Below are 20,813 nucleotides of genomic sequence, written 5' to 3'. Positions count from 1 at the left end.
GGCCGGGCGTCGCGCGCCACGGCACACCGTCCCGGATGGACGTCAGCGACGTTGCGCGGTGACGACCCGTTCCAGCTCCGACCGGGACCGGCCCGTGTCCGCGGGACATCCGTAGCGCCGCGCGAACTCGCCGCCACCGAGATCCTGGCGTACCGACCACCCATACTCAGCCAGGAACTCGGCCACGGTCTCGGGTTCGAGGCCGAACCGAAGGTGGCGGCCGTCGATGAAGTCGCGGCGGATGTAGGTGAGGCCGAGCCTGCTGCCGAGGGGCGCGCCGGCGAGGAAGCGGAACATGCGGCGGACCTCGTCCTCCGCGAGGTACTGGGTGAGCGCTTCGCACAGGAAGTAGGTGGGCCGTTCGGGCCGGTAGCCGTGCTGGGCGAGGACGTCGCCGAGGTCCTGCACGGTGAGGTCGGCCGGCGCGAGCGTCACCGACGGGGGCACGGTTCCGTAGAGCGCGTGCAGCCGCTGGTACTTCGCGGTGATGTTGGGCATCAGGTCGACCTCGTAGACCGGTACCCCGGCGAGGCTGGGCAGGCGGTAGGCGCGGTCGTCGAGTCCCGCCCCGGGGATGACCACCGACTCGCAGCCGTCGCCTACCGCAGTGGTGAGGTCGTCGTCGAGGAACCGTTTGCGGTCGAGCACGCCGGTCCAGCTGCCGGGGGCCCGGCGTTCCGCCGCGGAGCGGATCGCGTGGCGTACGAAGGGAACGCGGGCCAGCGCGGCGATCGCTCTCGCGCCGGGCGGCAGGAACCTGCCCGCGAGGTCGTCCCGCAGCAGGGGTTCCGGTTCGTGTTGCTCGATCGCGACGATCGTCATCGGACCGACCGCGGTCCGGGCGGCAGGTGCCACGAGCGTTGGGTTCCTTTCGGATGGAGAGGTGTGGTGCCGGCGCGTCCGCGTGGGAACAGCACGGTCCACACGAGACTTCGCACACGGATTCCGCCACTGTGGCCGGTGACGGCACGGCTGGGAGACGGCGGCCGCGGCCGGGGTCCGCGGCGGTAACGACCGATCGGCAACCCTCCACGTCGATGACCTACTACGACATCGCCGACCAGGCTTCCCGGCACACCTAGATGGTCAAGGTACTCCTGCGCGTTCGGCAGTCAACAGCAGGCCGGATCGCGGTGACCCAGCGCACACCGGCAGGCGCCACGGGAGCGGGTATGCGCACGAACGGACCACCGACGGCCGCGCGAGTCGTGCACTCACGCTCGCGAGTCGTGCACTCGGGACCGCGAGTCGTGCACTCGGGACTGCGAGTCGTGCACTCGGGACCGCGAGTTGTGCGTTCACTATCCGGGAACGCACAACTCGCGGTCGGGAACGTACGACTCGCGGTCGGGAACGCACGACTCGCGGAGGTCCCGGATGGGGCTCGGCGGCGACCACTACCTGCGGCTGGTGTTCGCCAACGAACCGGTGGACCGCCTCGCCGACCTGGGCGAGCGCGTCCGGGCGGCGATCGGCTGACCCCGGACCGCGCAGGGACCGGCGGCCCGTGACCGAGTCGTTCCTCGTCGCCGTGATGCGCGGGTGGCAGGCTCGTACCCGTGAGGGGCGCGCGCAGCGAGCTGACCAGCTTCGTCGGCAGGGAGCCGGAGCTGGCGGAGCTGAGCGCGCTGCTGCGGGCACGGCGGCTGGTCACGTTGACCGGTGTCGGCGGGTGCGGCAAGACACGGCTCGCCGCCCGGCTGGTCGCCGGGCTGCGGGATACCTGGCCCGAACCCGCCGTGGACGTGGATCTGGGGCCCGTGTCCGACCCGCATCTGGTGTGCGCCACCGTCGCCGCCGCGGCGGGTGTGAACCTGGAGCCGGGTGGCGCGGAACTCGCCGCACTGGTGGCGGCCCTGTCCCGGCGCAGGCTGGTGCTGTGGCTCGATACCTGCGAGCACCTGCTGGAGCCCACGGCGGAACTGGTGTCGGCCGTGCTCGCCGAGTGCCCGGAGATCACGGTGCTGGCCACCACGCGGGAGCCGCTGGGCATCGGCGGCGAGACGGTGTGGCGAGTGCCGCCGCTGCGCCCGGCCGAGTCGGTGCGGCTTTTCGCGGAGCGTGCCAGCCTGGTGCTGCCCGACTTCGACGGTGAGCGCAACGCCGAGGGCGTGGCCGCGGTGTGCGCGCGACTGGACCACCTGCCGCTGGCCGTCGAGCTCGCGGCGCCCTGGGTGCGGGCGCTGTCGCTGGCCCAGATCGCCGAGGGGCTGGACCACGCGTTCGAGCTGCTCGTCGAGGGACCGCGCGACACGGCGCCCCGGCACCGGACCCTGATGGCGTCGATGGCGTGGAGCCACGACCTGCTGACGGAGCCGGAGCAGCGGCTGTTTCGCAGGCTCGGCGTGTTCAGCGGTCCGTTCACCGTCGAGGCGGCCGCGGCCGTCGCGGGCGAGGGAGAGGCGACCGCTCCATTGCGCGGTGTTACCCGCCTGCTGGACGCTTCGCTGCTGCTGACCGTGGAGGTGGAGGGCGAGCTGCGCTACCGCATGCTCGACACCGTGCGGCAGTTCGCCGTCGACCTGCTCGAGGCCGCGGGCGAGGCGGAGGCCGTCCGCGACCGCCACCTGGACTTCCACCTCGCACTGGCGGAGCGCGCGGAACCGGGCATGGCCGAGGACCAGGACCGGTGGCGGGCGGTACTCGCGGTGCACCGGGCAGATCTCGGCACCGCGCTGGACCGGGGACTGGGCCGCCCCGACCCGGACCGGGGCCGCAGGCTCGCCGCCGCGATGACGCAGGCGTGGCTGGTCGGCGGCGAGATCGGTCCCGGCCTGCGGGCCATAGGCCGGGCGCTGGCCGCGCGGCCCGGTGAGCGCACGGCCCTGACCGCGCGGCTGGAGGCGGGGCGGGCACTGCTGGCGATGGCGGCCGGACGGCTGCCGGAGGTCGCCGACGCCGCCGAGCGCGGCGCCGCGCTGGCGCGGGAGGCGGACCACCCTGGGGCGCGGGCCCGCTGTCTCGCGGCGCTCGCGTTCTCCCGGTTCTTCGTGGACTTCGCCGGGTGCGCGGCGACCGCCGCCGCGGCGAGGGCCGAGGCCCTCGCCGCAGGTGACGCGTTCGCGGCCGACTGGGCGGGCGTGCTCGAGGCCTACTCGCTGGTGACGCGAGGGCGCAACGACGAGGCCGACGCGCTCGCCCGCAGGATCGCCGAGCGCGCGCGGCGCAGGCGCGACCGGCTCTGCGGCGGCTTCGCGGCCGGGGTGGCGATCTACACCGAGCTGACCCGGGGGCGGGTGGCCGGCGCGGTCGAGTCGGGACGCCGCGCCCTCGAACTGGCCGCCCCGCTGGGCGACTACTTCGCCACCGGCACGCTTTCCGGGAACACCGCGCACGCGCTCGCGGTGTCCGGTGACCTCGCGGGTGCCCTGCGGCTGCTCGAGCCCGTGGTCGACGCGCTCGCCAGGGCCAAGGAGGCCGACGCCGTCGGGTTCGTCGTGCCGCTGGGGCTGACCCACCTGTGGCTGGGGGAGCTGGACGAGGCGCTCGGCTGGTTCGAGCGGGGCGTTGACCGGCTGCGGCACCGCGAACGGGACTGGACCGCCGCCCGGTGCCTGCCGGGGCTGGTGGGTGTGCTGCGCCGCCTCGGCCGGACCAGCGAGGCGGAGGAGTGGGCGGTGCGCGGCCACCGCATCCTGACCGGTTTCGGTGCCCCGTTCGAGCTGGCCGACCTCCTCGACGAGCACGCACAGCTGGCCTCCGCCGACCTCGCACGGGCCCGCGAGCTGCGCCTGCAGGCGCTGGTGGTGCGAAGGGACAACGGCGTGCCGCTCGGGAATGCGACCACAGTGGACGGACTCAGCGAGCTCGCGCTGGCCGGCGGTGACCCGGGCGAGGCGGTGCGGCTCTGCGCGATCGCCGACGCGCTCCGCTCGGCGATGGGCCACCCCCGGCCACCGGTGGACGCGCGCACGCATGCGGCACTGGTCGCCCGCCTGCGCACGGACCTCGACGCGGCGACGTTCGAGCGGTTGTGGGCCGAGGGCCAGCGGGCCGACCCGGACGTCGTGGTGCCCGCCCTGGTGCGCGGGCGGGGTCCGCGCACCGGCGCCACGGGCGTGCTCGGCCTGCTGACCCCCACCGAGCTGGAGGTGTCGCGGCTCGTCGGGCACGGACTGAGCAACCCCGAGATCGCCGAACGGCTGTTCATGAGCCGCAGCACCGTCAAGGCCCACCTGGCGCACGTGTACGCCAAGCTCGGCGTGCCGAACCGGACGGCGCTCACCGCGCTGCTGCGCGACCAGACCGGCTCGTCCTGACCCACCCGCCCGCTCGGGATGGCCAGCTGGCCGATGCCCGCCTGCGGCGCCGGGGGAGAACGTCGTCACGTTGGCTGATCCATCGACGACGGAGGAACGATCATGGCGACGACGGAGGACGTGCTCGCACTGTGCCGGCGCTGGGTGACCGCGGAACTGGCGGGCGACGCCGAGCAGCTCGACCGGCTCGGCGCGGACGACTTCACCCTCGTGGGCCCGGCCGGCTTCGTGCTGGACCGCGCCCAGTGGCTCGGCCGGTTCGGGCCGCAGGGCCTGAGCATGCAACGGCTGGAGTGGGCGCCCGACTCGGTGCGCGTGTACGGCGACGCGGCCGTGGTGGTGGGCAGCCAGGAACAGGAGGCGACGTTCGCGGGCAACCGCGCCGACGGCCGGTTCCGGGTGACCCACACGGCGGTGCGGCAGCACGGCGAATGGCGCCTGGCGGCGATCCAGTTCAGCCCGCTCGGCGGGCCAGGGCCGTTCGCGGGCGCCCCGAAGCGCGAGGCGAGCGCGCGATGAGCGCGACGATGCTGGACGGGACCCGGTTCGTCCAGTACATGCACCTGGAGAAGTCGTACGGGTACCTGCCGGGCATGCGTGCGGCGCAGGCGGCCATCTTCGGGCTCTCCCAACAGGAGTACGAGGCGGAACGCGAGCGGTTCGCCGCCGCGGCGCGGGAGGGTGCCACGGAGCTGCTGGCCGACCCGGCCTCGGCCGCGGCGATCGACCGGTGGGCCGCCGGGGGCGAGGCCACGGTGCTCGTGGCGGGTGACAGCCTCACCGACGACCTGCAGTCCTGGGCCGAGATCCTCAGGGCGGCACTCGACCTGCGGCGGCCGGGACACGGCGTGCGGCTGGCGAACGGCGGCCTGTCCGCCCACACCACGGCCATGATCCTGCGGTCGTGGCCGGCCACGCTCACCGCCGTGAAACCCGACGTGGTCGTGTGCGCACTGGGCGGAAACGACGTGGCGCGGGTGGGGCCCGCTGCGCGCAAGACCCAGGTGAGCCTGGCCGAGTCGCTCGCCAACCTCGCCGAACTGCGCCGGATCGCGCGGGTGCTGGCCTCGCCCCGGTGGATCTGGGTGACGCCCGCGCCCGTCGACGAGGCCCGCGTGAGCGCCTTTCCGCCGTTCCGGTTCGGACACTCGTCGTGGGCCAACGCCGACGTGCGCGCGCTGGCCGACGGGATACGCGACCTCGGCGGCCCGCTGGTCGACCTGACCGCCGTGCTCGGCACCCCCGCGGCGCCGGACCTCGTCGGCGACGACGGCGTGCATCCGACGCTCGCGGGGCAGGTGGCGATCGCGCGGGCGGCACTCGCGGTGCTCGCCACGCAGCCGTGAGAGGGCAGGCCATCGCGGCGGTCTGCCGCGATGGCCTGCCGGCCGATGCTTCGTGGCCGCTCCGGCGCGCACGCTCGGGGACATGACCACTTCTCCCAACACCGGCCCGTTCACCGGCCGGGTCGTGCTGATCACCGGCGCCAGCCGCGGCATCGGCGCGGCGACCGCGCGCGCGTTCGCCGCCGAGGGCGCCCATACCGTGCTCGCGTCCCGCGACGGAGCCGCGCTGCACGCCCTGCGCGACGAGATCGCGCAGGGCGGCGGCTCCGCCCATGACGTCCCCACCGACGTCGCCGACGACGCGGCGGTCGCCCACGCGGTCGACGTCGCCGTCGCCCGCTTCGGCAGGCTCGACGTCGCCGTCAACAACGCCGCCGCGCACGGCTCCAGACCCGTGCCCCTCGCCGCGATGTCCCCTCGGCAGTTCGACACCACGATCGCGGTCAGCCTGCGCGGGGTGTTCCTGTGCCTGCGGCACGAGATCGGGGCGATGACGGAGGGCGGCAGCATCGTCAACGTGGCCTCCACGGCGGCCGAACAGGGTGTCGCGGGGCTCGCCGACTACGTGGCCGCCAAGCACGGCGTGGTCGGGCTGACCCGCACCGCGGCGCTCGACCACGCGGCCGACGGCATCCGCGTCAACGCGGTTCTTCCCGGACCCATTCACACCGAGCGGCTCGAACGGGCGGGGGAACGCGCCCGTGCCCTCGTCGCCGGCACCCTGCCGCTGCGGCGGCTCGGGCGGCCCGCCGAGGTGGCCCAGACCATCCTGTGGCTGTGCGGTCCCACGGCGGACTTCGTCACGGGTGCCGTGTTGGCGGTCGACGGCGGCAGGCTCGCCGGAACGCCCGCCTTCGTGCAGCGCTGATCCTCGCCGAGGGGTGTCAGCCCGGGGAGCGGTGGCCCTGCGCTCGGCTTCGTCGAGCACCGCGGCCACCGGTTCGCCGAGTGCCTGGCACAGGCTGCTCGGCGCCACGGCGCAGCGCTGCCGCGGCGACCAGTTGCTCACGGATGCCTGGGGTCTGCTCCTCCCATGCGCTGATCATCTCGGTGAAGGTCGTACGGACGGGAATTACGGCCCGCCGTCCGAGGAAGCTGCGCCTGCTTGGCGGAACACAGGCGATGGACGTGCTCACCTAGCCGACGTCCAGGGCTGCGCGGACGATGCTGTCGGTGTCGAGGCCGTGGTGGCGGTAGACGTCCTCGAGTGAGCCGGACTGTCCGAAGTGGGTGACACCGAGCGCGGTCGTCGCGACGCGGTTGATGGTGGCCAGGAAGGACAGCGTGTGCGGGTGTCCATCGAGGACGGTCACCAGGGGCGTCGCCCGGTCGGCCGGAAAGACCTGGTCGAGGATCCAGGTGTCGGCCTGTTCGTGGCCCTGCCGGGCGCGGACGGCGCGGTACAGCAGATCGGGGCTGGTCACGCACACGACGTCCGCCGGGATGCCGATCTGGTCGAGCCGAGTGGCGGCGTCCAGCGCTTCGGGAACCACGGCGCCCATCGCCGCGATGGTCACCTTCGGGTCGTCGGTGCGGCGCAGGGGATAGGCACCGGCGACCACCTGGCGGCGCCGGCGTTCCCTGGCGGCGGGGTCGCCGGGCACGTCGGCGAGGGTCTGGTCGACCGGCCGTGTGGACAGCCGCAGGTAGGCCGACGTGCCGCCGGGCTTGCCCAACCTGCCGAGTGCGGCGAGCAGCGTCCATTCGGTGTCCAGCGCGAAGGCCGGTTCGTAGGTGACGCAGCCCGGTTGCTCCAGGCCGATCGAGGGCGTCTTGATCGACTGGTGCGCGCCGCCCTCGGGGGCGAGGCTCACCCCGGACGGAGTGCCGACGAGGATCGACTGCCCGCCGGCGTAGATGCCGTAGGACCAGGGTTCGAGGGCGCGTTCGACGAACGGGTCATAGAGCACCCCGATGGGCAGGAGTGCCTGGCCCCAGCGGCTCCACGTCGCGCCGAGCTCACCGAGCAGGCTGACCAGGTTGACCTCGGCGATACCCAGTTCGATGTGCTGACCGGTCGGCTTCTCCCGCCAGTGCAGGATCGTCTCGGCGTCGTCGGCGAACCAGTCCTGCCGTTCCTGCACCGACCACACGCCGACCTTGTTGACCCAGCCGCCGAGGTTGGTGGTGGAGCTGACGTCGGGGCTGACGGTGACGACGCGGCGGGCGGCGTCGGGCGCCTCGCGGGTGAGGTCGAGCAGCGCGCGGCCGAGCGCGGCCTGGGTGGTGGCGGTGCCGGAGGGCGTGCGGCCGAAGTCCGCGGGCACCGCCGGTGGCGCGACCGCGGGGAGTTCCGGCCTGCGCAGGCGCCGCGCGGTGGCCCGGCACAGCTCGTGCTCAGGGCTGCCCTCGGTGAAGCCCCGCCACGGATCGTCCGGGTCGGCGCCCACCCGGCCGGCCAGCTCGCGCAGCTGCGCGTCGGTGAGCAACGCGGAGTGGTTCTGCGGATGGCCCTTCGTGGCGAGCCCGTAGCCCTTGACGGTGTAGGCGAAGATCACCGTGGGCCGGGTGTCGTCGATCGCGTCGAACGCGTCGTCCAGTGCGGCCAGGTCGTGGCCGCCGAGGTTGGCGATCGCGTCCACGAGGGTGCTGTCGTCGAGCCCGGCGACGAGCGAGGAGATCGCCGCGGCGGAGGGGCTCTCGCCGGGCAGCCGGTGACGCAGCTCGGCGGCATCGCAGCGCAGCAGCCGCTGGTACTCGGGGTTGGTCATGCCGTCGATGCGCTGCCGCAGCTCGGAGCCGCCCGGTTTCGCGAACAGCTCCTCCAGCAGGCGGCCGTACTTGAGCTGGATGACCTGCCAGCCCGCGGCGGCGAACATCCCGCGCAGTTTGGCGGCGGCGATGTTGGGCACCACCCGGTCCAGCGACTGGCGGTTCAGGTCGACGATCCACACGATCTCGCCCAGCTCGGCGACACCGGGGTCGAGCACGGCCTCCCACACCGCGCCCTCGTCCAGTTCGGCGTCGCCGACCAGCGAGTACTGGCGCCCGGTGCCCGCGCCGCCGAAGGCGGTGTCGACGTAGCGACGGGACACCGCGCCCCAGATCGGGGCGGTGGCGCCGATGCCGACCGAGCCGGTCGAGTAGTCGGCGGGGTCGGGATCCTTGGTGCGGCTGGGATAGCTCTGCAGGCCGCCGAACTCGCGCAGCCGCGGCAGGTATGAAGCGTCCAGTTCGCCGAGCAGGTAGTTGATCGCGTGCAGCACGGGGGAGGCGTGCGGCTTGACCGACACCCGGTCCTGTGAGCGCAGGCGGTTGAACCACAGCGCGGTCATGATCGACACCATCGACGCGGACGATGCCTGGTGCCCGCCCACCTTGAGTCCCGACGGGTTGGGCCGCACGCGGTTCGCGTGGTGGATCATCGCGCTGGACAGCCACAGCACCCGGTCCTCCACGGCGCGCAGGACGTCGATGCCGGGCGTGGTGGTGGCGGGCTTGGTCATCACTGGCCGTCCTCGATCCGGGTGCAGGTTGCTCACAGTGAAACAACCTGCTGGACTGATGCTCAACACGTCGGGCCGATAATGAGCAATCTGCTCAATCACTGGCGGCGCAGGCGAGGGAGAGGCGAGCACAATGCCCCATGACGGCAACGTCGACGCGATCGACGCCCGGATCCTGCTCGAACTGGCCGAGCACCCCCGGGCGACGACGCTCGCGCTCGCGGACCGCGTCGGGATCTCCCGCAACACGGCCCAGTCACGGCTCGCCCGGCTGGAGCGACACGGCGCACTGGAGTCCTTCGAGCACCGGATCTCCCCGGCCGCGCTGGGATATCCGCTGACCGCGTTCATCACGGCCCAGGTCACCCAGCGCCTGCTGGACGAGGTCGCCGCCGCACTCGCCGACGTTCCCGAGGTGCTGCAGGTGCAGGGCATCTCCGGCCCCGTCGACCTGATGATCCAGGTGGTCGCGGCCGATGCGGACGACCTGTACCGCATCGCGGGCCGCATCCTCGCCATCCCCGGCGTCGAGCGCACCAACACGGCACTGGTCATGCGGCAGCTCGTCGACTACCGCATCACCCCCTTGCTGCGCCGCACCCTGCAGTGAAGGTGGCCTTCACTGCGGCTCGGCGGGGGTGGCTGAGCGGGCCGCCGTGTCGCGGGTGAGGTCGCGCAGCGTCCGGTAGGCGGCGCGGGACTCGTCCTCGCGCCAGGCGATGGCGACGTGACTGCGGGCCTCGGGGTCGATGATCGTCGCGAAACCGACCCCGGGCCGCGGAGCGATCCTGAACGGCTCCGGAATCAAGCCGACGCCCTGCCCTGCGGCGACCAGGCTCATCAGCATCGGGGTGCTGCTCGCCAGGTGGGCGATGGTGGGGGAGAAGCCGCTCGACGCACACGCCTGCAGGGCCGCCGTGTGCACCCCGGTGCCCTGGTTGGCCGTGAAGCTCACGAACTGCTCGTCGGCGAGTTCGGCCAGCGCGATCGTACGGCCCGCCACCGGGTGGTGTTCCGGGACCACGGCGACCAGCCGGTCGGCGTAGACGATCTCCAGCCGCAGGCCGGTCTGGTCGACGGGCGGGCGCAGCAGTGCCACCTCGATGTCGCGGCCGCGCAGGCGGCGCACGGCATCGGAGGAGTGCATCTCGTGCAGCTCGAGGTCGATCTTCGGGTGCTTCTCGCGGAACTTCGGCAGCACGCGGGGCAGCAGGTCGTACGCCGCGGGCTCGATGTAGCCGACGCGGACGACCCCGCGCTCGCCCGTGACGGCCTCGGTGACCGCCCGGCGGGCGACGTCGGCGTTGGTCAGCAGCCGCTGCGCCTCGGGCAGGAACGCCTGGCCCGCCGCCGTGAGCGCGACCCGGCGCGTGCCCCGGTCGAACAGCCGCGTGCCGACCGTCTCCTCCAGCGCCTTGATCTGGCGCGACAGCGGCGGCTGCGTGGTGTGCAGCTTCTCGGCGGCGCGCCGGAAGCTCAGCTCCGTGGCCACCGCGACGAACGCTCTGAGCTGGCCGAACGTGAAGTCTGATGACATAAAGGGCATCAATCGGTCGGGATTCTGTATTAGACGAGTATCGCACCTCACACCTAACTTGGACCCACCCGCGAGCCGGAAAGGGCCGCGGACCAGCGCGATCGAGGAGCGGAAGGTGGGAGGTGCGGGTGGCAGGCATCGTGCTTGACGGCATCGACGTCGAGTTCGCCAAGCCAGGGGCGAAGACGACGGTACGGGTGCTCGACGACATCAATCTCGAGGTGGCCGGCGAGGAGTTCGTCTGCCTGCTCGGTCCGAGTGGCTGCGGCAAGTCGACGGCGCTCAACCTGATCGCAGGCTTCGTGCCGCCGACCCGGGGTCAGGCGGCGGTGGACGGGCGGCCGGTGACCGGGCCCGGCCCGGACCGCGGCGTCGTCTTCCAGGACGCCAACATCTTTCCCTGGATGACGGTCGCCAAGAACGTCGCGTTCGGGCCGAGCGTCCAGGGCAGGCTCTCCGGAAGAGAACTCGACGAGCGGGTCTCGCACTACCTGGACCGGGTCGGCCTCGCCGGGTTTGGCGACCACCTGCCACACGAGCTGTCCGGCGGCATGCGGCAGCGCGTCGGCCTGGCCCGCGTGCTCGTCAACGACCCGCCCGTGCTGCTGATGGACGAGCCGTTCGGCGCGCTCGACGCGCAGACCCGGATCACCATGCAGGAGCTGCTGCTCGAACTGTGGGACCGCGACCGCAAGACCGTGCTGTTCGTAACGCACGACATCGACGAGGCCCTGCTCCTCGGCGATCGCGTGGCCGTGATGTCCGCCCGGCCCGGCCGGATCAAGACGGTGCTCGACGTGCCGCTGCCGCGCCCCCGGTCCTACGACGCGATGGCCGACCCCGCGTTCGTCGAGCTGAAGAACCGGCTGTTCCACGAGCTGCGCGACGAGGAACGGCACGTGCACACCGGCGAGGGGGAGTAGCCATGTCGAAGAGCTGGATCTGGCGGCTGTTCCTCGCGGTCGTCCTGCTCGCCGGAATCGTCGGCGGCGCCTCCGCGTTCGGCGACCCGGACTCCTCGGACGGCTCCACCGTCCGGATCGGCTGGGTGCCCTCCGCGTCGTGGGCGCCGTGGGCGAGTCTTTCGGAGAAGCTCGGCGACACCGGAGTCGATATCGAGCTCGTCCCGTTCAAGAGCTCCAACGACAGCCTCACCGCGCTCGTCCAGGGGGCGATCCAGCTGGCGCCGGTGGGCTACAACAACGTCGCCGCGCTGCTGGCCGACAGCGACCCGTCCGTGCGGTACGTGTCCGGCATCAGCGAGCACGGTTCCGTGTTCGTCGCCCGCGCCGACAGCGGCATCAAGACGTGGGCCGACCTGAAGGGCAAACGCATCGGCTCGGTCCGCGGCTCCACCCAGTACGTCAACCTGGCCACCGCGATGGCCAACCACGGCGTCGACCTCAACACCGACTCGACGTTCGTCAACATGCAAGGGTTCTCCGACCTGAACTTCGCGTTGCAGCGCGGCGACGTCGACGCCATCTGTACCTTCCCGCCGCTGTCCGGCCAGGCCGTGGCCGCGGGTGGCAAGGAGGTCCCGGAGATCCAGGCGGGGATGTACGACGGGTCCTTCACCGTCGCCAGCGGCATCCTCGCCAACGTCGACTTCCTCGAAAGCCACGGGGAGCAGGCCAGGGCGATCCTGAAGGCGTTCACCGAGCGTTTCGACGAGCTCGCCGCGGACCCCGCGAAATGGGCCGACTCCTACGCCGAGCTGACCGGCAACACCGACCGGCAGAGCATCGTCGACGCGCTGGCCAAGCAGTACATCAAACCCTCACTGCACCTCGACGAGGAGCAGATCCGCTCGGTCCCGCGGGTGCTGCACCGGCTCGGTGTCATCAAGGAGGACACGGGCCCCGCACTGCTCGCCCGGCTGGACTACTCGTTCCTGGAACAGGTGACCGGCAAACCCGCCCACGATCTCGGCAAGGAATGAGGTGACGGCATGAGTTCCGCCACGGAGACCGCCGCGTCGACGGGACCGGTGCGGGCACCCGCGCGCACCGCGACCCGCCCCGCGCGGAAGGGCAACGCGCTGCGGCGGTTCGTGCTGCCGTTCGTCGTGCCCGTGATCGTGCTCGCGATCTGGGAGTACGTCGGACGCGAGCAGCTGCTGGCCGACGGGCTGTTCCCGGCCGCGTCCACGTGTGTGATGGCGCTGCTGGACTGGCTCTTCGGCTGGCAGGTCAGTGACGCGTTCACCCCGTCTGCCATCTACTCCGGCACGTGGCTCGTGCACATGGGCGCGTCGGTGTTCCGCATCCTCATCGGGTACGGCATCGGCTCGCTGCTCGCCATCGCACTGGGCCTGCTCAGCGGCGCGAGCTCGATCGGCCGCAGCCTCGTCGACCCCACGGTGAGCGCCATCCGCCCGATCTCGGTGACCGGCTGGATCCCGCTCGCGTTGCTGCTGTTCGGCATCGGCGACAGCCCGGCGATCTTCCTGACCGCGCTCGCGACGTTCTTCCCGGTCTACGTGAACACGGTGAGCGGGGTGCGGCTGGCCGACGCGAACCTGGTGCGGGCGGCGGCGATGCTGGGCGCGTCGAAACGCAAGATCCTGATCCGCGTCACGCTGCCCGCCGCGTCGCCGAGCATCGTCACCGGGCTGCGGGTGGCGTCCGGGATCGCGTGGACCACCGTGGTGGTGGCGGAGATCCTCGGTGCGAAGTCAGGTCTCGGCTACGTGCTGATCGACTCCTACAACCAGTTCCGGCTCGACTACGTGATCGCGGCGATGATCAGCCTCGGCGCGTGCGGATACCTCACCGACCGCCTCGTGCAATGGGTCTTCGCCGATTCCCTGCGCTGGTCCGTACGCGGCGACTCCTAGACCACTTCGGACAGACACAACCACGAGAAGACAGGAGATCTTCGTTTCATGGACCGTAAAGACGTGGACTGGAAGGGCTACTGGACGGCTCCCGTGACGCCGTTCACCGCCGACGGGCGCCTGGACGAGCCCGCGTTCGCCAAGGTGATCGAGTACGCGGTCGGCGAGGGTGTGCACGGGATACTGGTGAACGGCAGCACGGGGGAGTGGTTCGCGCAGACGACGGCGGAGCGCGAGCGGGTCGCCGAGGTCGCGGTGGAGGCCGTGGCCGGGCGGGTGCCGCTGACGATCGGCGTCTCCTGCTCGCGGGCCGACGACGCGGCCCGGCTGGCCCGGCACGCCGCGAACGCCGGTGCCGCATCGGTGATGTCGTCGCCGCCGCCGATGGCTCGGCCGACCGATGCCGAGCTCGTCGCCTACTACGAGGAGGTGGCGGCGGCGACCGAGCTGCCGATGTGGCTCTACAACTTCCCGCAGGACAACGCGCACAACATCAGCGTGAGCATGATCGACCGCCTCGCCGACATCCCGAACGTCGTGGCGATCAAACAGTCCACTGCGGACACCCGCGAGTTGCTCGCCACGATCGAGCGGGTCGGCGACCGGCTGGTCGTGTTCGGGCACCTGCTCAGCAGGCTCGGGCTCGCGCTCATCACCTCCGGTTACGGCGGGGACGGGCACTTCGGCAGCGGGCTGCTGCTCGGCCGGGAGATGCCGGAGTTCTTCGAGGCGGCGTGGCGGGGCGACACGGTGAGGGCGATCGAGATCGTCGACAAGTTCGAGCACCTGATGGCCGGCCTGCTCGGCGCCCGCGCCGACGGCTACAACTGGGCGTTCGGCGGCATGCAGCCCACGCTGAAGGCCGCGATGAACCTGCTCGGCCAGCCCGGCGGCTACCCGCGCCGCCCGAAGCTGCCGGTGGACGATCCCGCGGCCCTGCACAGGATCCGCACGATCCTGGAGGACGCCGGCCTGACCTGCGTCCCCGCGTGAGGCCCGTGCACCCGCTCGCCCCGGAGGAGCACGGGGCGAGTGGGCCGCGCACGCTCGGCGAGTACGAACGCGCCGCGCTGGAGCGGCTCGCCGGGCCGGTCGCCGACTACCTGCTGGGTGGCGCGGCGGACGAGCACACGTTGCGCGCCAACACCGGCCGGTTCGCCGACATCCGGCTCGCGCCGAGGGTGCTGACCGATGTACGCCACCTCGACACGTCTGCCGAGGTGCCGGGGATCCGGCTGGAGCACCCGGTGATGCTGGCGCCCACCGGGGCGCACCGGCTGTTCCACCCCCGAGGCGAACTCGCCACGGCCGAAGGCGCCGCGCAGGCGGGCGCGGCCTATGTGGTGAGCAGCTACAGCACCACGTCGTTCGCCGAAATCGCGGCGGCGACGGACGGTCCATTGTGGTTCCAGCTGAATCCGTTGCCCGACCCGGAGTTCCAGGAGCGGATCGTCCGGGACGTCGCGGCGCTCGGTGCGCGCGCCGTGGTGGTCACCGTGGACACGCCCGTCCCCGGTACCCGGAACCGGCAGCGGTGGAACGGCCTGGACCTGCCGGAGGGTCTGACGTATCCGATGCTCGGTGCGCTCGCGGGGCTGCGGCCGAAGGCAGGAGCCATCCACCGTCCGGCGCTCGACGCCGGGTTCGGCTGGGCGGACCTGGCTCGCCTGATCGCCGCGTGTCCGGTTCCGGTGGTGGTGAAGGGGGTGCTGCGCGGCGACGACGCGGCGCGGCTGGTCGAGCTCGGCGTGGCCGCGGTGTGGGTGTCCAACCACGGTGGCCGCAACCTCGACACGGCCCCGGCGGCGATCGACGCGCTGCCGCACGTGGCCTCCGCCGTCGCCGGAAGGGTGCCGGTGTTGCTGGACGGCGGCGTGCGGCGCGGCACCGACGTGCTGAAGGCGCTGGCCCTCGGCGCCTGCGCGGTCCTGATCGGACGTCCCGCGCTGTGCGGGCTCGCGGTCGGCGGGGCGGCCGGGGTGCGGCACGTCGTGGACGTGCTGCGGACCGAGCTGGAGATGGCGATGGCGCTGTGCGGGGTGACGACGGTGCGCGAGGTGACGACCGATGTTCTGTGGCCGGTAAGGGAAAGGGAGTGGGTTTGATGTGGGCTCTGCGGCAACCTGGGCCGGGCCGGTTCGAGCGCGTGGAGGTGCCCGCGCCGACCGCCGGGGACCTTCGCGACGGTGAGGTGCTGCTGCGGCTGAAGGCGGGCGCGATCTGCGGTAGCGACGTGCCGAAGTTCCTGGGGCATCTCGACCCGGACAACCCGTACACGGGCCACGTGGGCGTGCCGTTGCACGAGATCGTCGCGGAGGTCGTCGCCTCGCGTGCGGACGCGCTGCCCCCGGGATGCCGCGTGGTGGGCATCGCCCGCACCTCGCACGGGCTGGCCGAGTACCTGATCAACCCGGCGTCGTTGCTGCACCGCCTGGACGGGGGCCTCGACGACGTGCGCTCCACGATCGTGCAGCCGGTCGCGACGGCGCTGAGCACGCTCAACCGGATGCCCGACGTGCGGGGCGCCAGGGTCGCGGTGCTCGGCCTCGGCCCGCTGGGCCTGCTGTTCACCCACGCGCTCAAGAGCCGGGGCGCCGACCGTGTGATCGGTGTCGACCGGGTCGACCGTTCCGATGTCGCCGCCACGTTCGGCGTCGACGAGCTCGTCACCACGAACACCCGGCAGTGGGCCGACACCGACTGGGACGACGACAAACGTCCCAGCGTGTGCGTGGAGGCGATCGGTCACCGGCAGGAGATCGTCGCCGACGCGATCACCGCGCTCGCCCCGCACGGACACCTGTTCGTCTTCGGCCTGCCCGAGGACCACTACGTCCTGCCGATGCGGCCGTTCTTCCGCAAGCATCTCACCCTGCAGGCGGGGACCACAGTGGACTGGCGCCGCTACCTGGCCGAGGCGGAGGCCTACGTTCACGAGCACCCGGAGCTGTCGGCCTCCTACATCACCCACGTGTTCCCGATGAGCCGGGCGCAGGAGGCGTACGAGACCTACGCCCAGCCCGCCGCCGGCCGCCTCAAGGTCGCCCTCACCGCGGAGTTCTGACCTCCCCGAACCCGCGCTGCCTCAGTGCCGCTCCGCACACTGCAGTGAAGGCCACCTTGCCTGCGTTCAACGCAGGCAAGGTGGCCTTCACTGCAGACTGGCTTCACGTGTGCGCTTCGGGGTTCAGCCGGCGGCCGGGACGCGGGCGCCGATGGTGTGGGCCGCGCGGCGGACGTCGGCGGGCAACGCGGTGCTCTGGACGTCGCGGAGGGAATGGGTGGCGCCGCTGAGGCCGAGCGAGCCCAGGGTGCGGCCCGCGGCGTCGGTGATGGGCGCGGCGATGGCGGTGGTGCCGAACTGGCGTTCGTCGGCCGAGACCGCGAAGCCGTGCTCGCGGGCGTCCTCGAGGTCGGTGCGGATCGCCGTGGCGTCGAGGACGGTGCCGTTGGCGAGGGTGACCGGTTGCAGTCGCCGCGCGGTGGCGTCGAGGTCGTGGCCGGGGTCGCACGCGAGGAACACCTTGCCCGCGGCTCCGGGGTAGAGCGGCAGCCGCTCCCCGATGGGCAGCGAGTAGTGGGGGCGCTGACCTCCCTCGACCCGGTCGATGAGGACACGGTTGTCCTGGACGCGGACGTAGAGCGAGGCGGTGAGCCCGCTGGCGGTGGCGATCTCCTCGAGCACGGGCCGGGCGACGAGGCGGAGCGGGCTCGTGGTGGCGAAGGCGTGGGCCGTGGACAGCGCCGCGGGCCCCGCGGTGTAGCCGTTGGCGTGGCGGCTGGCGTAGCCGTGCTCGGTGAGGACGTTGACCAGTCGCTGGGTGGTGGCGACGTGGAGTCCGGTGCGCTGGGCCAGGTCGGTCAGCCGGAGCGGTTGCTGGGCCAGCTCGAGAACCTTGAGCACTTCGAACGCGCGGTGAACCGAGCGCATCGGACTGTTGGTGTTGGCGGTGGCCATGAGGCCGAACTCTATCACCGTATGAGAACTTCGCTCATCTTTGGCTCGTTCTCTTGACCTGTGCTCGCAGGATGATTAACACTCTCAGCAAGTGATTTGAGCTATCATAGAGTGATAAAGGATGGTCGATGAGGATCGCAGTGCTGGGCCTGGGGGAAGCCGGGACGATCTACGCGGCGGGTTTCGCCGCGACCGGTGCCACCGTCACGGGCTTCGACCCGGCGGACGCCCCGACGCCCTACGGCGTCACCAGGGCCGACGGTGCTGTGGAGGCCGTGCGTGAGGCGGATCTGGTGCTCAGCCTGGTCACCGCGGCGCACGCGGTGGAGGTGGCCGCCGAGGTGGCACCGCACCTCGGCTCCGCGACCGCGTACGCGGATCTCAACGCCGCGTCACCGCAACGGAAACAGGACGTCGCGGAGGCCCTCGGGGACGCCGCGGAGCGCTTCGCCGACGTCGCCGTGATCGGCTCGGTGCCCCAGTTCGGACCACGGACCGCGCTGATCGTGTCCGGCCCGGCCGCGCAGCCGGTGGCGTCCGCGTTCCGCGCTCTCGGCGCTCCCGTGGAGGCGATCGGCGGGTTGCCCGGAGACGCCTCGCGCCGCAAGATCCTGCGGACCGTCTTCATGAAGGGACTCGGCGCGGTGATCACGGAAGCCATGGACGCCGGTGCCGCCGCAGGCGAGGTCGAGTGGGTCCGCGCGCAGATCTCGGGCGCGCTCATCGGCGGCGACCAGGCTCTCGACCGGCTCGACCGGGGCACGCGCAAGCACGCCCTGCGGCGCGCCCACGAGTCGGAGGCCGCGGCCGAGCTGCTTGCCTCCCTCGGTGTCTCACCCCTGGTCACCACCGGGGTCGCGAACCGGCACCGGGCGCTCAGTGCCGAGCCCGCACGCGACCTGGAGCGGCTGCTGGCCGCCTACGCCGAGGTGCCCACCGCGGCCATCGGCGACGCCCGCGACCGGCTCGGCGTGGTCGATCCTCGGGTACGCACCATGTGGCCGGACGCGCGCCTCGCGGGCCGCGCCCTGACCGTGCTGTGCCGCCCCGGCGACAACAAGGGCATCCACCAGGCACTGACGGTGGCCGGACCCGGCGACGTCCTGGTGGTCGACGGCGGCGGTGACCCCTCGCGGGCGCTGATCGGCGAGCTGATCGCACACCGCGCACTCAACCGCGGAGTGCGCGGCATGATCATCGACGGTGCCGTGCGCGACGTGGGCGCCCTGCGCGAGGCGGGCTTCCCGGTGTGGGCGGTGGGCGCATCGCCCGCCGGTCCCTACAAGGCGGGTCCCTACCGGATCGGCACCGACGTCTCCGTCGGCGGCGTCGTCGTGCATCGCGGCGACATCGTGGTCGCCGACTCCGACGGCGTCATCGTCGTGCCACTGGCCGACGCCGAACGCACCCTCGCCGACGCCCGCGCCGTCCTCGCCGACGAAGCCGCCCGGTACGAGCGCATCCTCAGCGAACGCGCCGGCTGACCACCCCGCCCCCGTCCACCCCGCTTCACCGCCGCAGAGGGGAATCCCCATGCCCGCCGCACTCATCGCGCTCGGCGCGTTCATCGCCGTGATCATCGTCTGGAACGTCGTCTTCAAACGGAACATGGGCGAGGCCATGCTGCTCGGCCTCCTCACCACCGCGGCGTTCGCCGGAGCAGACGCGCCGGAGGCGCTGCTCGGCGGCCTGCGCGGCGCACTCGACGAGGAGGTGCTCTACGCGGCGCTGGCGTTCGTGTTCATGGCCTACGTCGTCGACCGCACCGGCCTCATCCACAAGCTGCTGGCGATCCTGAACTCCCTCGTCGGCAGGGTCAGGGGAGGTCCGGCGCTCGTCGACACCGCGGGCTCCGCCGTCATGGGCGCGCTGTCCGGATCCAACTCCGGCAACACGGCCGCGACCGGGGCCTTCACCGGGCCCTGGATGGTGCGGACCGGCTGGAGCCCGGAACGCAGCGCCACCGTCCTGGCCGGCAACGGTGGTCTCGGCGCCGCGCTACCGCCGAGCGCCTCCATGGTCATCATGATCGGCTTCGCCGGCTCGATGGTCACCACCGGCCAGATCTACCTCGCCCTGCTGTGCGCCGGTATCTACCAGGTCGTCTGGCGCGTGTTGCTCGTCGCCTACTTCGTCAGGCGGGACCGCATCCAGCGCGCGCCCGACGAGGAACTCCAGCCGCTGCGGCGCGTGCTGCGCGAGGGCGGAACCGCCCTGATCATCGTGCTTGGAGCCCTCGTCCCCATCGCGCTCACGGTCGGTCCGCTCGCGGACTTCCTGACCACCTCGAGCCCGCTGGGGGAGTCCATTGAGGACATCTCGATCCTGACCTGGATCCCGGTACTGGTCACCGCGCTCGCCCTGCTCGTGGGCCGCCGCGAGCTCCCACGCGGTACCCGGGCCTGGGCCGGATGGCTCGCGGAGGCGATGCCCCGCTTCACGAGCATCGGCGCCCTGCTGTTCTTCGCCGTCGCCGCCAGCGGCATCCTCAGCGAGCTCGGGCTCGCCGGCGACATCGATGCCATCCTGGCCGACTTCCAGCTGAACAAGTACGTGATGGCGCTGCTGGTAGGAGTTCTCGTCGCGGTCGTCGCCGGGCCGCTGTCCTCCACGGCCACGCTCACTGCCGTGGGGCAGGTCTCCCTGTTCGCGCTGGTCTCGGTCGGCGTCGACCCGGTACTGGCCGTCACCGCGATCCTCGTGTTCGCCTCCACCGAGGGCGCCTCGCCCCCGGCCTCGGGCTCGATCTTCGTCGCGGCCGGGCTCACCGGCGCCAAACCGGAGAAGACCTTCCTGCCCCTGATCGCCTACTACATGGTCCCGATCATGCTCATCGGCTGCCTGATCGCCTGGGGCGTGCTGCCCGTCCTCTCCTGACCCCGCCCCGACGCGAAAGGAACCGCCATGACCACCACCCTGAACCGGGCGAGGACCGTCTGCCGGGCAGCGTTCGTCACGACCCTGCTCGTGTTTCTGGCCCTCGCCACAATCCTGGTCGGCACGCAGCTCGCCGGTGTCGTCCTCATGCGGCCCGGCTGGGTCAGCTGGGCATCCCAGGCCCTGCTGACACCCAGCATCACCGCCGCCGTGGTCTTCGGCCTCGTCGCCTTCATCAGCGGCTACCTCATGCCGAAGACCAGCCAGGGCACCGAGTCCTGACGGAGGTGCACGTGACCCGTTGGCCCGAATGCGGAGCCCGCCGCCTGCCGGAGGACGCCACGGCCCGGCCCTGGGCCACGCTGCACGCCTGCCTCGACGGAGGTCATGCCGCGGCCACCCGGTTCACGGAACGGGCCTGCCAGGCCGCCGCCACCGCGGCGCAGGTTCGCCCGAGGCCGTCCGACGTCGCCGTGGACGGCACGTTCCCGCCGACGGCCTCCCCGGGCGCGTCACCGACTGGGCGCATGCCATCGTCGACGCCTGGAGAC

19 protein-coding genes are annotated in these 20,813 nt (G+C 72.2%); 14 read left to right on the top strand and 5 right to left on the bottom strand.

Going from position 1 to position 20,813, the window contains the following annotated elements; all coding sequences use genetic code 11:
* Nucleotides 1-42: 42 nt before the first annotated feature.
* A complete protein-coding gene (locus BA062_RS15215) occupies nt 43-855 on the bottom strand; it encodes an SAM-dependent methyltransferase (protein ID WP_281271639.1) in 813 nt (270 codons plus the stop codon).
* 704 nt (nt 856-1,559) lie between these two features.
* On the opposite strand from BA062_RS15215, the gene BA062_RS15210 reads away from it, so the two are divergent.
* From BA062_RS15210 to BA062_RS15195, 4 genes are all read left to right on the top strand, one after another.
* Nucleotides 1,560-4,259 (top strand): LuxR C-terminal-related transcriptional regulator, encoded by a 2,700-nt coding sequence (locus BA062_RS15210; RefSeq protein ID WP_110336764.1) that lies wholly within the window; start codon nt 1,560-1,562, stop codon nt 4,257-4,259.
* A gap of 102 nt (nt 4,260-4,361) precedes the next feature.
* A complete protein-coding gene (locus BA062_RS15205; RefSeq protein WP_110336762.1) occupies nt 4,362-4,778 on the top strand; it encodes a nuclear transport factor 2 family protein in 417 nt (138 codons plus the stop codon).
* Entirely contained in the window at nt 4,775-5,605 is an 831-nt protein-coding gene (locus BA062_RS15200; RefSeq protein WP_168213969.1) for an SGNH/GDSL hydrolase family protein, read from the top strand. The genes BA062_RS15205 and BA062_RS15200 overlap by 4 nt, the downstream gene beginning before the upstream one ends.
* Before the next feature lie 82 nt (nt 5,606-5,687).
* Nucleotides 5,688-6,473: an SDR family NAD(P)-dependent oxidoreductase gene (locus tag BA062_RS15195; RefSeq protein WP_110337393.1), complete on the top strand. Its 786-nt coding sequence runs from the start codon at nt 5,688-5,690 to the stop codon at nt 6,471-6,473.
* 268 nt (nt 6,474-6,741) lie between these two features.
* Here the strand turns inward: BA062_RS15195 and BA062_RS15190 are convergent, their stop codons facing one another.
* Nucleotides 6,742-9,051, bottom strand: coding sequence for a transketolase-like TK C-terminal-containing protein (locus tag BA062_RS15190; RefSeq protein ID WP_110336758.1), 2,310 nt, complete (start codon nt 9,049-9,051; stop codon nt 6,742-6,744).
* 133 nt (nt 9,052-9,184) lie between these two features.
* On the opposite strand from BA062_RS15190, the gene BA062_RS15185 reads away from it, so the two are divergent.
* On the top strand, nt 9,185-9,661 hold the full coding sequence (locus BA062_RS15185) for an Lrp/AsnC family transcriptional regulator (protein WP_110336756.1): 477 nt from the start codon (nt 9,185-9,187) through the stop codon (nt 9,659-9,661).
* 9 nt (nt 9,662-9,670) lie between these two features.
* Here BA062_RS15185 and BA062_RS15180 read toward each other — a convergent pair whose 3' ends face one another.
* Nucleotides 9,671-10,588: a LysR family transcriptional regulator gene (locus BA062_RS15180; protein ID WP_168213968.1), complete on the bottom strand. Its 918-nt coding sequence runs from the start codon at nt 10,586-10,588 to the stop codon at nt 9,671-9,673.
* Nucleotides 10,589-10,716: 128 nt separating this feature from the next.
* Here BA062_RS15180 and BA062_RS15175 point away from each other — a divergent pair, with 128 nt between their 5' ends.
* The 6 genes from BA062_RS15175 to BA062_RS15150 are packed head-to-tail and all read left to right on the top strand — an operon-like array spanning nt 10,717 to nt 16,491.
* Nucleotides 10,717-11,511: an ABC transporter ATP-binding protein gene (locus tag BA062_RS15175; protein ID WP_168213967.1), complete on the top strand. Its 795-nt coding sequence runs from the start codon at nt 10,717-10,719 to the stop codon at nt 11,509-11,511.
* Nucleotides 11,512-11,513: 2 nt separating this feature from the next.
* Nucleotides 11,514-12,530, top strand: a complete 1,017-nt coding sequence (locus BA062_RS15170) for an ABC transporter substrate-binding protein (RefSeq protein ID WP_110336750.1) — start codon at nt 11,514-11,516, stop codon at nt 12,528-12,530.
* Nucleotides 12,531-12,539: 9 nt separating this feature from the next.
* Nucleotides 12,540-13,427 carry an ABC transporter permease gene (locus BA062_RS15165; protein WP_110336748.1) on the top strand — a complete coding sequence of 296 codons (888 nt, stop codon included), beginning with the start codon at nt 12,540-12,542 and terminating at the stop codon, nt 13,425-13,427.
* Between the two features lie 48 nt (nt 13,428-13,475).
* Nucleotides 13,476-14,420, top strand: coding sequence for a dihydrodipicolinate synthase family protein (locus BA062_RS15160; protein ID WP_110336746.1), 945 nt, complete (start codon nt 13,476-13,478; stop codon nt 14,418-14,420).
* Nucleotides 14,417-15,532 carry an alpha-hydroxy acid oxidase gene (locus BA062_RS15155; protein ID WP_168213966.1) on the top strand — a complete coding sequence of 372 codons (1,116 nt, stop codon included), beginning with the start codon at nt 14,417-14,419 and terminating at the stop codon, nt 15,530-15,532. Before BA062_RS15160 ends, BA062_RS15155 begins: the two co-directional genes overlap by 4 nt.
* Entirely contained in the window at nt 15,532-16,491 is a 960-nt protein-coding gene (locus BA062_RS15150) for a zinc-binding dehydrogenase (protein ID WP_110336744.1), read from the top strand. The genes BA062_RS15155 and BA062_RS15150 overlap by 1 nt, the downstream gene beginning before the upstream one ends.
* A 123-nt stretch (nt 16,492-16,614) precedes the next feature.
* Here BA062_RS15150 and BA062_RS15145 read toward each other — a convergent pair whose 3' ends face one another.
* On the bottom strand, nt 16,615-17,385 hold the full coding sequence (locus BA062_RS15145; RefSeq protein ID WP_110336742.1) for an IclR family transcriptional regulator: 771 nt from the start codon (nt 17,383-17,385) through the stop codon (nt 16,615-16,617).
* Nucleotides 17,386-17,513: 128 nt separating this feature from the next.
* Here BA062_RS15145 and BA062_RS15140 point away from each other — a divergent pair, with 128 nt between their 5' ends.
* From BA062_RS15140 to BA062_RS15130, 3 genes are read left to right on the top strand one after another with little or no spacing between them, the layout of a single operon-like run.
* On the top strand, nt 17,514-18,869 hold the full coding sequence (locus BA062_RS15140; RefSeq protein WP_110336740.1) for an RraA family protein: 1,356 nt from the start codon (nt 17,514-17,516) through the stop codon (nt 18,867-18,869).
* Nucleotides 18,870-18,918: 49 nt separating this feature from the next.
* Nucleotides 18,919-20,262 carry a TRAP transporter large permease subunit gene (locus tag BA062_RS15135; protein WP_110336738.1) on the top strand — a complete coding sequence of 448 codons (1,344 nt, stop codon included), beginning with the start codon at nt 18,919-18,921 and terminating at the stop codon, nt 20,260-20,262.
* A 27-nt stretch (nt 20,263-20,289) separates the two neighbouring features.
* Nucleotides 20,290-20,544 (top strand): hypothetical protein, encoded by a 255-nt coding sequence (locus BA062_RS15130; RefSeq protein WP_110336736.1) that lies wholly within the window; start codon nt 20,290-20,292, stop codon nt 20,542-20,544.
* A gap of 103 nt (nt 20,545-20,647) precedes the next feature.
* Here BA062_RS15130 and BA062_RS39845 read toward each other — a convergent pair whose 3' ends face one another.
* The gene (locus BA062_RS39845) at nt 20,648-20,791 is read right to left on the bottom strand and encodes a hypothetical protein (protein ID WP_168213965.1); all 144 of its coding nucleotides are present in this window, start codon (nt 20,789-20,791) and stop codon (nt 20,648-20,650) included.
* Nucleotides 20,792-20,813 lie beyond the last annotated feature (22 nt).

The sequence above is a fragment of the Prauserella flavalba genome (genome assembly GCF_003202235.1).
In the GTDB taxonomy this organism is placed as follows: domain Bacteria; phylum Actinomycetota; class Actinomycetes; order Mycobacteriales; family Pseudonocardiaceae; genus Prauserella_A; species Prauserella_A flavalba.
Note: the sequence above shows the minus strand (reverse complement) of the source record. Positions and strands in the feature narration are given on the sequence as shown.

Excerpts from the sequence above, each read along its gene's own strand:
- BA062_RS15205 (WP_110336762.1), top strand. The coding sequence starts at position 4,362 with ATGGCGACGACGGAGGACGTGCTCGCACTGTGCCGGCGCTGGGTGACC.
- BA062_RS15200 (WP_168213969.1), top strand. The coding sequence starts at position 4,775 with ATGAGCGCGACGATGCTGGACGGGACCCGGTTCGTCCAGTACATGCAC.
- BA062_RS15195 (WP_110337393.1), top strand. The coding sequence starts at position 5,688 with ATGACCACTTCTCCCAACACCGGCCCGTTCACCGGCCGGGTCGTGCTG.
- BA062_RS15190 (WP_110336758.1), bottom strand. The coding sequence starts at position 9,051 with ATGACCAAGCCCGCCACCACCACGCCCGGCATCGACGTCCTGCGCGCC.
- BA062_RS15185 (WP_110336756.1), top strand. The coding sequence starts at position 9,185 with ATGCCCCATGACGGCAACGTCGACGCGATCGACGCCCGGATCCTGCTC.
- BA062_RS15180 (WP_168213968.1), bottom strand. The coding sequence starts at position 10,588 with ATGTCATCAGACTTCACGTTCGGCCAGCTCAGAGCGTTCGTCGCGGTG.
- BA062_RS15170 (WP_110336750.1), top strand. The coding sequence starts at position 11,514 with ATGTCGAAGAGCTGGATCTGGCGGCTGTTCCTCGCGGTCGTCCTGCTC.
- BA062_RS15165 (WP_110336748.1), top strand. The coding sequence starts at position 12,540 with ATGAGTTCCGCCACGGAGACCGCCGCGTCGACGGGACCGGTGCGGGCA.
- BA062_RS15160 (WP_110336746.1), top strand. The coding sequence starts at position 13,476 with ATGGACCGTAAAGACGTGGACTGGAAGGGCTACTGGACGGCTCCCGTG.
- BA062_RS15150 (WP_110336744.1), top strand. The coding sequence starts at position 15,532 with ATGTGGGCTCTGCGGCAACCTGGGCCGGGCCGGTTCGAGCGCGTGGAG.
- BA062_RS15145 (WP_110336742.1), bottom strand. The coding sequence starts at position 17,385 with ATGGCCACCGCCAACACCAACAGTCCGATGCGCTCGGTTCACCGCGCG.
- BA062_RS15140 (WP_110336740.1), top strand. The coding sequence starts at position 17,514 with ATGAGGATCGCAGTGCTGGGCCTGGGGGAAGCCGGGACGATCTACGCG.
- BA062_RS15135 (WP_110336738.1), top strand. The coding sequence starts at position 18,919 with ATGCCCGCCGCACTCATCGCGCTCGGCGCGTTCATCGCCGTGATCATC.
- BA062_RS15130 (WP_110336736.1), top strand. The coding sequence starts at position 20,290 with ATGACCACCACCCTGAACCGGGCGAGGACCGTCTGCCGGGCAGCGTTC.
- BA062_RS39845 (WP_168213965.1), bottom strand. The coding sequence starts at position 20,791 with ATGCGCCCAGTCGGTGACGCGCCCGGGGAGGCCGTCGGCGGGAACGTG.